Below are 12,798 nucleotides of genomic sequence, written 5' to 3'. Positions count from 1 at the left end.
CCACGCGCCCTAGTTTCTGATCTCCCGCATCTTGGGCAGACTCTTCACGACCTGGAGGGCCATGCGCAACTGGTTGTCACGGGCCAGCTGCTCCTTGCCTTCGTCTTTTTTGACCTTGCTTTGGCCGCCCTTCTTGTCCTTGCCGTTTTCCAGATGGCGGTTGAGATCCTGTTCGCGCAGGAGAAAACGCGGATTGTCCTTGTCATCGGTGCGCGGCGGCTCGAAGACCACTTCCAGGTCGGGCACGATGCCCTCGGCCTGGATGGAGCTGCCGTTGGGCGTGTAATACAGGGCTACCGTGAGCTTGAGGCCGGACCCGTCGGACAGGGGAATGATGTTCTGCACCGAACCCTTGCCGAAGGAGCGTTCGCCCAGAATCAGGGCGCGCTTCTGGTCGCGCAGCGCACCGGCCACGATTTCCGAGGCCGAGGCAGAACCGGCGTTGACCAGCACCACCATGGGCACGCGCACGTCGTCGGCCTGCTTTTTGGCCTCATAAACGCGGTCCGTGCTGTCCCGGCGGCCCTTGATGGAAACGATCACGCCCTTGTCCAGGAAAGTGTCGGACACGCTGACCGCCTGGTCCAGCAACCCACCGGGATTGTTACGCAGATCCAGCACAATGCCCTTGAGCCCGCCCGTGGCCTTGCTTTCCTTGGCCGCATCCTTGAGCGCGTCCTTGAGTTCCTCGGTGGTGCGTTCGGAGAAACGGGTCAGGCGCACCCAGTAGTAACCGTCTTCCAGCTTTTTGGACTTGACGCTGATCAGGGGGATGGCGTCGCGCACGATGCGCACGGTCTGCGGCGTCTTGGCGTCGCTGTGCAGAATGGCCAGCTCCACTTCCGTGCCTTTGGCCCCGCGGATGCGCGACACCACTTCCTGCAGCGAAAGTTCCTGCGTGGCCTGGCCGTTGATGGACAGGATCACGTCGCCGGACTGAAGACCGGCGCGGAAAGCCGGGGTGTCCTCAATGGGCGTGACCACCACAACCTGGCCGTTTTCCATGGAAATTTCAATGCCCACCCCGTAGAATTCGCCGGAGGTGGTTTCCTGCATTTCCTTGTATTCTTCGGCATTCATGAAGGTGGAGTGCGGGTCGAGCCCCTGCAGCAAGCCCTTGACGGCCCCGTTGATCAGGTCGTTCTGGGTCACATCCTTCACATAATAACGCTCCACCAGATCAAGCACCTGACTGAAACGCTTCAAGGCCTCGAATTTGCTGGGAGCTTCCTTGGCGGGCTCTTTTTTGGCCTCCGGCGCGGACGCGGCCTGGGCCGCGGTCAAGCCGCACAGAGCCAGAAGCAATGCAAGAATGCAGGAACGGACAAAAACGCGCATAAGAAGGCCTCCGCGGCGCTGCGCATGCCCGGTTTCCCGGAATGAATCCGGGGGGCCGGAGTGCGGGCGGACGCCCGCGCCGCCGCCGTTAGTGTTGGTATAACCGCGCCAAAAGCGCTGATGGCTGCAAAACGCCATGCGGATACTGACTCTTTTCAAGCCAAAATGCAATGCCGCTGGCAGCGCTCCGGAGGCGGCGCAGCCGTGCCCGTCAGCCCACAAGGGCTACGGGCATCGAATCCGTGCGGCTCGAAGACTCGCCAACGGCTGTCGCTTCCGCGGCACGCGGGCGGCACAGCGTTTGAAATATGTCATGTTTCAAACGCTCACTCCATGTCGCGGAATCGAGGACTCGCCATACCCGGACCATCGCGGCCCCGGAATGTCAAATGACAAAGGAGCCGCCTTACGGCGGCCCCTCCAACCATCACAGTCGCGCATCCGGCGTCAATGCCGCCCCCAAAGCGGCATGGAGCGGCGCGCGGGATCGGTTACTTGCAGCATTCTTCCACTTTGAAGAAAGCCGCCGCGCCCGCGCCGCACACGGGACAGGCTTCACAGGGGCCTTCGTGGGTGTAGCCGCAGATCTTGCAGACGTAGTAGTCCACATTGGCAAGAGCGGAAGGATTGGCAATGGCCTTCTTGTACAGATTGGCGTGCACTTCTTCCACCTTGTTGGCGAATTCAAAATACTTGGCAACGGCGGTCTTGCCTTCGGCCTCGGCGTCCTTGATCATTTCGGGATACATCTTGGTGAATTCGTAGGTTTCACCTTCCAGAGCGGACTGCAGATTGGCGGCCGTGTCGCCGATCTTGCCCGCGTTCTTGAGATGCGCGTGGGCGTGAATGGTTTCAGCGGCGGCGGCAGCGCGGAACAGCTTGGCGACCTGAGGCAGGCCTTCCTTGTCGGCCACCTGGGCGAAAGCAAGATATTTGCGGTTGGCCTGGGACTCACCGGCGAAAGCGGCCATCAAATTTTCCTGGGTCTTGCTCATTGTTTGCTCCTTTTGCGTATCTGAAGTTTATTGTTTCCATTAATGCGAACGATTACTGTTTATAGAAAGCCGTCCGCCTTGTAAAGCCTTTTCTGCGCATTTCCTCGAAAAAATTGGAGAGAATTAGATAACCTATTAATATAATGTAATTTTATAAAAATCCTTCCATTACAACTTTCCAGCACCGCATTTCGCCCTCCCTCGCGAGCCTGGACGAAAAAGAAAAGCCTATTTTCCCATTGCCCTTGGCGGCATTGCACGCTACTAAAATTCTGATGAACCCCGAAGAGCTGATCGCCCATTTCGCGCTTGCCCCCCATCCGGAAGGCGGTTTTTACCGCCGCACGTATTGCAGCAGCGGCACTATTCCTCAGGCCGCCCTGCCGCCGGGCTTTGCCGGGCCGCGCCCGTTCGGCACGGCCATCCTCTTCCTGTTGCGCGAAGGCGACTATTCCCGCCTGCATCGCATCCGGCAGGACGAGATCTGGCATTTTTATCTGGGCGGCCCCCTGCGTCTGGCCCTGCTGGGGCCGGACGGCGCGGCGCGGGAAGTCATGCTGGGGCAGAAGCCTTTGGACGGCCAGCACCTCCAGTACGCCGTGCCCGCCGGTTTCTGGTTCGGGGCCACGCCCTGCCCCGGTTCCGGCTTTTCCCTGGTGGGCTGTAGCGTATCGCCGGGCTTTGACTTCGCGGACCTGAAGTTGGGCCGCAGAAAAGAACTGCTGGCCACATTTCCGGCGGCCGCGGCCTGCATCCGCGAATTCTGCCCGGCAAAAGACAGCGAAGCGGACTGATGACGCGCTACCCCATTCCCGCCGCCGGACCGGACCGGCCCCACCGCACGGAGCTGCTCATCCGCCGCAGCCGCTTTCTGGCCCAATGCGCCCACACGCCGGGTCCGGAGGCGGCACGGGCCTTTGTGGAATCCATCCGCCGCGCCAATGCCGACGCCACTCATAACTGCTGGGCCTACGCGGCGGGCGCGCCGGGGCAGACCGCCCGGATCGGCTCTTCCGACGACGGCGAACCCCACGGCACGGCCGGGCGGCCCATGCTGCAGGTGCTGCTGCACTGCGGCATCGGAGAAATCTGCGTGGTGGTGACGCGCTGGTTCGGCGGCGTCAAGCTGGGCACCGGCGGCCTGGTGCGGGCCTATCAGGATTCGGTACGCGAAAATCTCAGCACGCTGGCGCTGGCCGAACAGGTGCCCCTGGCCCATCTGGATCTCACGCTGGAATACGCCCATCTGGACGGGTTGCGCCGCCTGCTGCCGACGTTTGAGGCCCGGATTACGGATGAGGACTATCAGGCCACCGCCGGTCTGGGGGTGAGCCTGCCGGAGGAGCGCCTGGCGGCTTTCCTCAAAGCCGTGGCCGGAATGAGCAACGGCGCGGCCGTCTGCCGGGTCAGAGAAGACGGCTGAAGCCTATTCACGGGGAAACGCTGATGAGTAAAGACCATTACTCAGCGCTTCCCTGAATCCGCACCGCCACCCCTGGCACCAGACGCACCTGGCCGTCCACCACCACCCGGTCGCCCTCGGCCAGTTCGCCTTCCACAACGCTGGCGCCCTGATGCTCGAAAAGAACCTTGACCTTGCGGTAGACGGCGCGACTGTCCTTATCCACCAGATAGACGTAGGATTCCTCGCGGCCGGACTGCACGGCGCGGCTGGGCACGGTCAGGGCTTTGGGGGCCATGCCCAGGGGCAGTTCCACTTCCACGAACTGACCGGGCCAGAGGCGGCGGTCCTCATTTTCAAAGCTGCCGCGCAAACGAATGGTGCCGGTACGCGTGTCCACGCTGTTGTCCACCAAGGTCAGCAGGCCGTTTTCCACTGTCCCGCCCGCAGGGGTGGCCGTGATGGACACGCTCCCCCGGCGCATGCGCTCCAGAATCACCGGCAGATGGACCTCGGGCACGGAAAAATTCACATAAATGGGCGAAAGGGTGTCGATGGTCACAATGGGCGTGTCGTCCGTGGTTTTGATCATATTGCCCTTGTCCACATTGAGCGCGCCGACCCGGCCGCTGATGGGCGCGGTCACCGTGCAGTAGGAAAGATCCAGGGCCGCGCTTTCCACAGCCGCCTTGTCCGACTGCACCGTGGCCTTGAGGGCCGCCGCCTCGGTAGCGGTCTGCTCATAGGCCTCGCGGCTCACATAGCCGCCGCCCACCAGCTTGCCGTAGCGGCGCATGTCGTCATTGGCTTTGCTCAGCTGGGCCTGGGATTTTGCCAGCAGACCGCGCTTTTCACGCAGGGCGGCCTCAAAGGGGCGCGGGTCGATGCTGATCAGGGACTCCCCTGCCCGCACGTCCTGACCTTCCTTGAAATGGACTTCCTGAATTTCGCCCGTGACCCGTGGCTTGACGCCCACGGTGGCCGAGGCTTTGACATTGCCCACCACGTGCAAGAGGCGCGGCACGTCGGCGCGCGCCACGCTCTGCACATGCACGGGAGCGGGCGGCGGGCCGACGGTCTTGCCGTCGTCGCCGGAACAGGCGTTCAGAAGGGCCGCCAGCAACGGCAGCAGGATCAGACACCAGCGCGAAAAATGCTTCATGATCGTCCCCGAAACAGGTGCGCGGAAGCGCGCGTCAGCATCAGCCGCGCGCCGGTCCGGTCATTTGCTGAAAGTGAATCATGCCCCGCGCTTCGTCAAGAGGACATTACGGGAACGGCAGGACAATCGCATGAACAGAGCTAAAAAAAATACTCTTGCGGCAGACTTGCTCTAACTTTGCGGTTATTTTACAAAATCCGCCTTTTCCGCGCGGGCGGCGTTATCGGCGCGTTCGCGGGAATAAGGAAGGAAGACTCACTTAATGAAAGCAAATGAATACCCGGCTATTGAAGCATTCATACGATTACCCTGACGGGAGGGCCTGGGGCACGCCGGGGCCGCAGCGCCCGCAAACATTGACTTTGCGCGTTTTCACGGCATAATGACGCCGCTTCGGGGCGCATGCCCTCATTGTTTCCCGCCGGGCGGCGGCATCCAAGGAGAACACGTTGGCCAAAAACCGCGCATTGCAACAGTGGCGGGTGGAAGATTCCATCGAACTTTACGGCATCCGCAACTGGGGCGCCGGCTATTTCAATGTTTCGGACGCGGGCGAAGTGGTCGTCTGCCCGCAGGGCCCCAAGGGCCCCCAGATTCCCCTGCCGGAAATCATCGCCGGTCTGCATGAGCGCGGCTATGACATGCCCGTGCTGCTGCGGGTGGAAAATATTCTGGATTCGCGCATTACCAGTATCCACGAATCATTCCGCAAAGCCATCAAAACCCTGAATTATACCGGCGAGTACCGGGGGGTGTTCCCCATCAAGGTCAACCAGCAGCAGCAGGTAGTGGAAAAAATCGCCCAGTTCGGGGCGCACTACCATCACGGGCTGGAAGTGGGTTCCAAGGCCGAACTCATCGCCGCCGTCTCCCTGATGCGCGACACCGAGGCCTGCATCGTCTGCAACGGCTACAAGGACGCGGAATTCATCGACCTGGGCCTCCAGGCCCTGCGCCTGGGTTTCAACGTCTTTTTCGTTCTGGAAATGCCCGGCGAGCTGGACGTGCTGCTGGAGCGCGCCAAGGTGCTGGGCGTGCGCCCCAACATCGGGGTACGGGCCAAGCTGGCGGTCAAGGCGGGCGGCCACTGGACGGATTCCGGCGGGGAGCGTTCCACCTTCGGCCTGTCCCCGGCCCAGATCGTGGACGTGGTGGACACCCTCAAAGCCCACGACATGCTGGACTGCTTCCGTTTGCTGCACTACCACCTGGGCTCGCAGGTTTCCAACATCCGGGACATCCGCACCGGGGTCATGGAAGGCGCGCGCCTGTACGTGGGCCTGGTGCAGGAAGGCGCGCCCATGGGCTATCTGGACCTGGGCGGCGGTCTGGCCGTGGACTACGACGGCTCGCACACCAATTACATTTCCTCGCGCAACTACAACCTGGACGAATACTGCGCTGACGTGGTGGAAGCCATCATGAGCATCCTGGACGAGCAGCAGGTGCCGCATCCGCACATCATCACCGAGTCGGGCCGGGCCACGGTGGCCTATTATTCCGTGCTGCTCTTCAATATTCTGGACGTGAGCGTGGTGGAGGAAGTGCAGCTGCCCGACGAGCTGCCCGAGGACGCGCCGGAACCGGTGCGCAACCTGCGCGAGGTTCTGTCCGGCATTTCCCTGCGCAATCTTCAGGAATGCTACAACGACGCCATTTATTACCGCGATGAAATGCGCCAGCTCTTTTCCACGGGCCGGGTCAATCTGCGCCAGCGCACCCTGGCCGAGCGCTTCTTCTGGGCCATCATCATGCGCATCGCCCAGGAAAAAACCCGGCTCAAGAACGTGCCCCGCGATCTGGCGGACATCGACGTGAGCCTGGCGGACATCTATTACGGCAACTTCAGCGTGTTCCAGTCCCTGCCCGACTCCTGGGCCATTGACCAGCTCTTTCCCATCATGCCCATACACCGGCTCAAGGAATTCCCCTCGCGCCAAGGCATTATTTCGGACATCACCTGCGATTCCGACGGCCGCATCGACCACTTCATCGACCCGCAGGGCATGAAATCCACCCTGGACCTGCATCCCCTGCGCGACGGCGAGGAATATTATCTGGGTGTCTTTCTGGTGGGGGCCTACCAGGAAACCCTGGGCGATCTGCACAATCTGATGGGCGACACCAACGTGGTCTCCATCCGGGCCTCGGAGGACGGCAGCTATGAATACGTGCGCGAAATCCGCGGCGATTCCGTGGCCGACATCCTGAGCTACGTGGAATATGACCCGCGCCGCATCCTGGAGGATCTGCGCAGCACCGCCGAGCAGGCCGTGCGCCAGGGCCGCATCTCGCCCAGCGAGCGCTTCGCCGTCATGCAGGCTTTTGAGGACGGCCTGCGCGGCTATACCTATTTTGAGAGGTAGGCCTTCCGACAGCGCCTGATTTGACTAAACACAAGGAAGCCCCGCCGCCGGCGGGGCTTCCTTGTGTTTAGGGCAAGGAGCGCTCCACGGCTCCGGAAAAGTGCCGCTGTTCCAGTTCGTCAATGACGGACAACCAGCGCTTGGGAATAAAAAACGGCACGCAGGCCATGCCCAGCGACGCGGCCCGGTGCCGGAAAAAAGCCGCCCCGAGCAGCGTCTTGGGGGCGGGCCCCGCGCCGTTCAACTCCTGAAAATTAAGGGAAAACTGCACGGAGGTGACGTCCAGCGCCCGGCAAAGGGCGAAAAAGCGTTCCAGTTCCGCGACGGCGTTGTTCTTTTCAAAAATGATGTACTTGAGATGGATGAGTCCGGCCTCGCGGGCCGCCGCCCGGTAGCGTTCAATATTGGCGGTCACCCGTGTGAAACCGTCCACCCCCTTGACCGCCCGGTAGACTTCCGGCGAGGCGCTGTCCAGACTGACGTTGACGCCGCCCTTGCCGTCCCGCAGCAGAGCGGCAATGGCCGGGGAAAAACGCAAGGCGTTGGTATGCACGTATTGCGGCCAGCCGTTATGCAGAATCCATTGGCTGGCTTCCTCAAAATCCGGCAGGATGCCCGGTTCGCCGCCGCCCCAGCTGAAAAAGCAATCCCGGCGCAAGACTTTCTGCTCTTCAAGGCTCCGGAGCACAGGCAGAATGGCGTAACCCGCGCCGTGGCCTCGCCACAAATCGCAGTACACGCATCGGCAATTGCACAAATGCCTGTGCATATTGATGCTGACCGACCTGAACAGCAGCCGCGCGGCTGAATCCTGCGGCGCGTTAATCTCGATACATTCCGGACAGCCCCGGCACACTGCGCCCCCTTTCTGCAATTGCTCCACGACATTCTGGATATGCCTGGCGTAGGCGGCCATATCCAGCCTGCCGCCCGTAAAAGGAAAGCGCGGCACGGCAATGGCGTGCACATTGCAGCAGGGCTGCACCGCATCCGGCTCAAAATTAATGTCATTGCAGAGATTCAGACAGAATTTCATGGCGCACCCACTCCTCGGGCTGCCGGGCCGAAAACCTTTGGCCGCCCGGCGCGGGCCTGTCCCGTGCTCACAACAGATGGCAGCGCGCCCGCCAGCCGGGGGCAAGTTCCTTCCAGGCCGGGGGCTCGCGGCGGCAGATATCCACGGCTTTGGGGCAACGCGGGTGAAAGCGGCAGCCCGCGGGAGGATTGAGCGGGCTGGGCAGCTCGCCTTCAAGAATCCGGGGCAGGCGGCTTTCTCCGTCGCCGGTGGGCATGGCGGCCAGCAGGGCCTGGCTGTAGGGATGGGCCGCGCCCGCGAACAGGCGTTCGCGCGGGGCCTCCTCCACCACCTGGCCCAGATACATGACCAGAATGCGCGGGCAGATGAAGCCCACCACCGCCAGATCGTGCGAAATGAAAAGATAGGACGGGCTGAAACGCTCCTGCACATCGCGCAGCAGATTGAGCACCTGCGCCTGCACCGAAGCGTCCAGGGCCGAAACCGGCTCGTCGCAGATGACCACGTCCGGCCTGGTGATCAGGGCGCGGGCCACGGCGATGCGCTGGCGCTGGCCGCCGGAAAATTCATGCGGATAACGCCCGCCCATGCCTTCCAGGCCCACGGTGGCGAGCATTTCATCCGCCAGACGGCGGCGCTCGGCGCGGGGCATATCACGGGCCGCCAGAGGCTCGGCCACGGAGGCGCGCACGGAAAGGCGCGGGTTGAGCGAGGAAAAGGGGTCCTGAAAAACCATCTGAATCCGCCCGGCGGCCCAGCTGGCAGCACCCGCCGTGGGCAACTCCCTGCCCTCCAGCAGCACCCGCCCTTCCGAGGGCGTGAGCAGGCCGCAGGCCAGGCGGCCCAGTGTGGATTTGCCGCAGCCGGATTCGCCCACCAATCCGAGGCTTTCACCCCGGCGCAGGCCGAGACTCACCCCATCCACGGCGGTAAGCTGTTGCGGTTCCCCGAACCAGCCGCGCCGCACCAGAAAACGGCGGCTCACGTCCTCCAGGGCGAGCAGCGGGGCTGCGGAAGTCGTGCTCTCCGCCATTTACGCCGTCCTCTCATCAACGCCCGCCGAGCTGAAGGTCGCCATTTCATTATAGACGGCCGCCGCGCCGCGCAGCAGATGGTAGGCCAGGGCCCCGCCCGTGCCCTCGCCCAGGCGCATGTTCAGGTGCAGCAGGGGTTCGCCGGACATCCCCCCGGACACCCCGCTATCCAGGCGGGCCAGCGCCGGGCCGTGGCCCGGTTCGGCCGAGGCGTGGGACAGCACGGCATATCCCGCCAGGTCCGGACAGATCGCCAGGGCCGCAACATAGGCCGCGCTGCAGATAAAGCCGTCCACCAACACGGGCAGGCGCTGCGAGGCCGCGCCCAGCATGATGCCGCTCATGACAGCGATTTCAAAGCCGCCCACGGCGGCCAGAATAGTTACCGGATCGGCGGAGGCCAGGGTGGCGGCGTTAACGCGCAGGGCCTCGCGCACAATGCCCGCCTTGTGCCGGACCATGGCCGGATCGGAACCCGCGCCGGGGCCGGTGATATCTTCGGGCTCCAGGCCCAGCAAGGCGCAGTACAGGGCCGTGCCCGCCGTGGAATTGGCGATGCCCATCTCGCCCGTGCCCAGGCAGCGGTAGCCCTCACGGGCCGCACCGGCGGCCAGCTCCAGACCCAGCCGCAAGCCGTGCAGGCAGGTTTCGCGGCTCATGGCCGGGCCCCGGCTCATATCCGCGGTGCCGTCGCCCAGGCGGCGGTCCAGAAGCATGGGGTGCGGCGCAAACGGGCCGCCCGCGCAACCGGCGTCCACCACCCGCAGATCCAGTCCCCCGCAACGGCAAAGCACGTTGACCGCCGCCCCGCCGTTGCAGAAATTCATGACCATCTGCCTGGTCACGGCCTGGGGAAAGGGCGAAACCCCCCGGGCGGCCACGCCGTGGTCTCCGGCCACGGTCAGCATCAGGGCCGGACTGACCGAAAGGGGCAGCCGCCCCCCGCTCATGGCGTACAGGCGGGCGGCCAGTTCTTCCAGCCGTCCCAGGCTGCCGCGCGGCTTGGTCAGATTGTCCAGATGGGCCTGGGCCGCGTCCAGATCTTCCCGGCGCACGGCCTCAATGCGCAGTCCGGGGAAAAGCGCTTCCAGATCCGCCGAAGTAAAACTGATTTTCTTGTCCATCGGCGGTTTGTAGCCTGTCCGGAACGGCGGCGCAAGGGCCGTTGCCCACCGCTTCCTTTACAAGTCGGCCACGATGATTACCTAGTAAATGACTCTGAAATTCCGGATTTCCGGACAGGCCGTTCAAACTGCTGCCCTGCGTCATACGGGCGGCGAGACTTTACGAGGTGAATCATGTACAATATATATCGCAACGCCCGCCGGGCCGCCCTTTTCTTTTTGTTCTGCCTGCTGACCGCCCTTGTGGGCCTGCCCATCAGGGGCGCCCTAGCCACGGCCGCGCACGAAAGCGCCGGGTTCGCCACGGTTCAGGCCGAACAGCGCGCGGATGCGGCCATGCCGCGGTCCGTGGCGGCAGTGCTTCCCGCCGCGCCGGGGCAGAACATACCGCGCGGTGAAACGTATTGCGGAAGGTAGTCATGCCGAACTGTGCAGTTCAGAGCGTCCGTAGGTTTCTCCCTTTCCTCTTCGTCTGCCTGCTGGCCGGGCTTCCCGGACAGGTCGTCCGGGGAGCCCAGGCCGCGCCAGCGCCGGACAGCCCCCGCCTCACCCCCGTGGTCCGCGCCGTGCAGGCCGTGGCCCCGGCGGTGGTCAACATCACCAGCACCCATATTATCGAGGGGCACCGCGTCTCCCCGCTGGAGCGCTTTTTCGGGCCCGGCTTCGGCCCCGGCTTTCCGGATTCCAACGGCTTCGGCGCGCAGCCCCGGAAGCGGAAACGCGTCAGCCTGGGTTCCGGCGTCATTGTGGACGGCCGCAAGGGTCTGGTGCTGACCAACGCTCACGTCATTGCCGGCGGCGACGAAGTCATGGTTCACCTGCTGGACGGACGCGAATTCCCCGCCACGGTCAAGGGCGCGGAACCGGATTTCGACATCGCGGTGCTGGAAATCAAGGGCGCGCATGATCTGCCCGCCGTGCGCCTGGGCGACTCCACCGACATCATGCCCGGCGAGACGGTCATTGCCATCGGCAATCCCTTCGGCTTCAACCATACGGTGACCACGGGCGTGGTTTCCGCCCTGGGCCGGACTATCCGCAACGACGGCGGCGTGTTCACGGATCTGATCCAGACCGACGCGGCCATTAATCCCGGCAACAGCGGCGGCCCGCTGTTGAACATCGAGGGCAGCCTCATCGGCATCAACACCGCAGTGGACGCCCGCGCCGAGGGCATCGGCTTTGCCATTCCCATCAACAAGGCCCGCCGGGTCATGGCCGACCTCATGGGCCAGGGCCGCGTGGCCCCGCTCTGGCTGGGGCTCATGGCCGAGGACCTGGACAGCCGCATGGCCATGGCCTTGGGGCTCAAGGAAGCGCGCGGCGTGCTGGTGGGCGCGGTGTTTGAAGGCACGCCCGCGGCCAAGGCGGGCATCGAACCCGGCGACATTATTGAAAGCATCAATGCCTCGCCCGTGCGCGACCGGCGGGATTACATCAATGTGCTGCGCAACCAGACCGGCGGCGAAAGCCTGCGCCTCAACTTGCGCCGGGGCGAAAAAGTGCTCGCTCTGGACGTGACGCCCGTGCCCTTTGAGGACGACACAGCCCGGAAACTCATGGAACGGCGCTGGGGCCTTGCCGTACGGGAAGGCAAACAGGGTCTGGTCATCCAGAGCGTGCGCCCGGACGGCCCGGCCGCCTTTCTGCGCAAGGGCGATCTGATTACCGGGGTCGGCGGCATGCGCGTCAAGAATATGAGCGAACTGCTCCAGGCCTTCCGCAAGGAACGCCTGGCCGGACAAGTGCTTTTACAGGTGGTGCGCGGCGACCGGGGCTATTACGCGCGCCTTGTGCTTTAGGCCCGTCCGCGTGCTCTTGCCAAACGGTGCAACGGCCTTATTTGTATGACGAACCCGCGGTTCAGGCCGGGCCGGGCAAAAAGGCCGGAGGCACTTGACAGGGCGGGGGGCTGACGCTATCCATTTCACAAGCGGTGTTCAGCCGCGGCCTGCATCCGGCAGGACACAAAGTTACTTTGGGAGGAAACAATGGGCTACAATGTGAGTGTTGATAACGACAAATGCGTGGGTTGCGGCGAATGCGTGGACGTTTGCCCCGTGGAAGTCTATGAAATCAAAGACGGCAAGTCCGAACCCGTGAACGCTGAAGAATGCCTCGGCTGTGAATCCTGTGTGGAAGTCTGTGAAGCCAGCGCCATCACTGTCGAAGAAGCCTAGCCGACAGCGTGATGCCCGCGCGGCATTCCGCGGCTGATCCGTTTACAGAACTCGTATTCTTTCCACAGTGCCGCCGGGCGTGTGCGCGTCTGGCGGCACTGTTGTAATCCGTCCCGTTGCCCGGGCTTTCTCTCTTGCGGAGAAAATGCTCCGGCTGCCCG

At 63.4% G+C, this 12,798-nt stretch carries 12 protein-coding genes; 6 read left to right on the top strand and 6 right to left on the bottom strand.

Annotated elements, in window-relative coordinates; translation table 11 throughout:
• Window positions 1–9 precede the first annotated feature (9 nt).
• A complete protein-coding gene (locus tag AXF13_RS03010) occupies window positions 10–1,338 on the bottom strand; it encodes a S41 family peptidase (RefSeq protein WP_062254689.1) in 1,329 nt (442 codons plus the stop codon).
• A 491-nt stretch (window positions 1,339–1,829) separates the two neighbouring features.
• Window positions 1,830–2,333 (bottom strand): rubrerythrin family protein, encoded by a 504-nt coding sequence (locus tag AXF13_RS03005; protein WP_008686080.1) that lies wholly within the window; start codon window positions 2,331–2,333, stop codon window positions 1,830–1,832.
• A 254-nt stretch (window positions 2,334–2,587) separates the two neighbouring features.
• Between AXF13_RS03005 and AXF13_RS03000 the strand changes: the two genes are divergently transcribed.
• Window positions 2,588–3,127 (top strand): cupin domain-containing protein, encoded by a 540-nt coding sequence (locus tag AXF13_RS03000; RefSeq protein WP_223299962.1) that lies wholly within the window; start codon window positions 2,588–2,590, stop codon window positions 3,125–3,127.
• Window positions 3,127–3,756 carry a YigZ family protein gene (locus AXF13_RS02995; protein ID WP_062251586.1) on the top strand — a complete coding sequence of 210 codons (630 nt, stop codon included), beginning with the start codon at window positions 3,127–3,129 and terminating at the stop codon, window positions 3,754–3,756. Before AXF13_RS03000 ends, AXF13_RS02995 begins: the two co-directional genes overlap by 1 nt.
• A gap of 37 nt (window positions 3,757–3,793) precedes the next feature.
• Here AXF13_RS02995 and AXF13_RS02990 read toward each other — a convergent pair whose 3' ends face one another.
• On the bottom strand, window positions 3,794–4,897 hold the full coding sequence (locus AXF13_RS02990) for an efflux RND transporter periplasmic adaptor subunit (RefSeq protein ID WP_062251585.1): 1,104 nt from the start codon (window positions 4,895–4,897) through the stop codon (window positions 3,794–3,796).
• A 449-nt stretch (window positions 4,898–5,346) separates the two neighbouring features.
• Here AXF13_RS02990 and speA point away from each other — a divergent pair, with 449 nt between their 5' ends.
• A complete protein-coding gene (speA, locus tag AXF13_RS02985) occupies window positions 5,347–7,263 on the top strand; it encodes a biosynthetic arginine decarboxylase (RefSeq protein WP_062251584.1) in 1,917 nt (638 codons plus the stop codon).
• A 67-nt stretch (window positions 7,264–7,330) separates the two neighbouring features.
• On the opposite strand, the gene AXF13_RS02980 is transcribed toward speA, so the two are convergent.
• From AXF13_RS02980 to cobT, 3 genes are all read right to left on the bottom strand, one after another.
• Complete coding sequence (locus AXF13_RS02980) at window positions 7,331–8,299, bottom strand: radical SAM protein (RefSeq protein ID WP_062251583.1); 969 nt, start codon at window positions 8,297–8,299, stop codon at window positions 7,331–7,333.
• Between the two features lie 67 nt (window positions 8,300–8,366).
• Window positions 8,367–9,332: an ABC transporter ATP-binding protein gene (locus tag AXF13_RS02975; RefSeq protein ID WP_062251582.1), complete on the bottom strand. Its 966-nt coding sequence runs from the start codon at window positions 9,330–9,332 to the stop codon at window positions 8,367–8,369.
• The gene (gene cobT, locus AXF13_RS02970; protein ID WP_062251581.1) at window positions 9,333–10,457 is read right to left on the bottom strand and encodes a nicotinate-nucleotide--dimethylbenzimidazole phosphoribosyltransferase; all 1,125 of its coding nucleotides are present in this window, start codon (window positions 10,455–10,457) and stop codon (window positions 9,333–9,335) included.
• A 174-nt stretch (window positions 10,458–10,631) separates the two neighbouring features.
• Between cobT and AXF13_RS02965 the strand changes: the two genes are divergently transcribed.
• The 3 genes from AXF13_RS02965 to AXF13_RS02955 all read left to right on the top strand — a co-directional run bounded on the left by AXF13_RS02965 (window position 10,632) and on the right by AXF13_RS02955 (window position 12,637).
• On the top strand, window positions 10,632–10,874 hold the full coding sequence (locus AXF13_RS02965) for a hypothetical protein (protein WP_008686094.1): 243 nt from the start codon (window positions 10,632–10,634) through the stop codon (window positions 10,872–10,874).
• A 2-nt stretch (window positions 10,875–10,876) separates the two neighbouring features.
• A complete protein-coding gene (locus AXF13_RS02960; RefSeq protein WP_083521930.1) occupies window positions 10,877–12,259 on the top strand; it encodes a trypsin-like peptidase domain-containing protein in 1,383 nt (460 codons plus the stop codon).
• A gap of 189 nt (window positions 12,260–12,448) precedes the next feature.
• Window positions 12,449–12,637: a ferredoxin gene (locus tag AXF13_RS02955; protein ID WP_008686096.1), complete on the top strand. Its 189-nt coding sequence runs from the start codon at window positions 12,449–12,451 to the stop codon at window positions 12,635–12,637.
• Window positions 12,638–12,798 lie beyond the last annotated feature (161 nt).

The sequence above is a fragment of the Desulfovibrio fairfieldensis genome (assembly GCF_001553605.1).
In the GTDB taxonomy this organism is placed as follows: domain Bacteria; phylum Desulfobacterota; class Desulfovibrionia; order Desulfovibrionales; family Desulfovibrionaceae; genus Desulfovibrio; species Desulfovibrio fairfieldensis.
The sequence above is the reverse complement of the archived record's forward strand: the minus strand, read 5'-3'. Positions and strand labels throughout refer to the sequence as shown.

Coding starts and splice junctions, on each gene's coding strand:
- AXF13_RS03010 (WP_062254689.1), bottom strand. CDS start 1,338: ATGCGCGTTTTTGTCCGTTCCTGCATTCTTGCATTGCTTCTGGCTCTG.
- AXF13_RS03005 (WP_008686080.1), bottom strand. CDS start 2,333: ATGAGCAAGACCCAGGAAAATTTGATGGCCGCTTTCGCCGGTGAGTCC.
- AXF13_RS02995 (WP_062251586.1), top strand. CDS start 3,127: ATGACGCGCTACCCCATTCCCGCCGCCGGACCGGACCGGCCCCACCGC.
- AXF13_RS02990 (WP_062251585.1), bottom strand. CDS start 4,897: ATGAAGCATTTTTCGCGCTGGTGTCTGATCCTGCTGCCGTTGCTGGCG.
- AXF13_RS02980 (WP_062251583.1), bottom strand. CDS start 8,299: ATGAAATTCTGTCTGAATCTCTGCAATGACATTAATTTTGAGCCGGAT.
- AXF13_RS02975 (WP_062251582.1), bottom strand. CDS start 9,332: ATGGCGGAGAGCACGACTTCCGCAGCCCCGCTGCTCGCCCTGGAGGAC.
- cobT (WP_062251581.1), bottom strand. CDS start 10,457: ATGGACAAGAAAATCAGTTTTACTTCGGCGGATCTGGAAGCGCTTTTC.
- AXF13_RS02965 (WP_008686094.1), top strand. CDS start 10,632: ATGTACAATATATATCGCAACGCCCGCCGGGCCGCCCTTTTCTTTTTG.
- AXF13_RS02960 (WP_083521930.1), top strand. CDS start 10,877: ATGCCGAACTGTGCAGTTCAGAGCGTCCGTAGGTTTCTCCCTTTCCTC.
- AXF13_RS02955 (WP_008686096.1), top strand. CDS start 12,449: ATGGGCTACAATGTGAGTGTTGATAACGACAAATGCGTGGGTTGCGGC.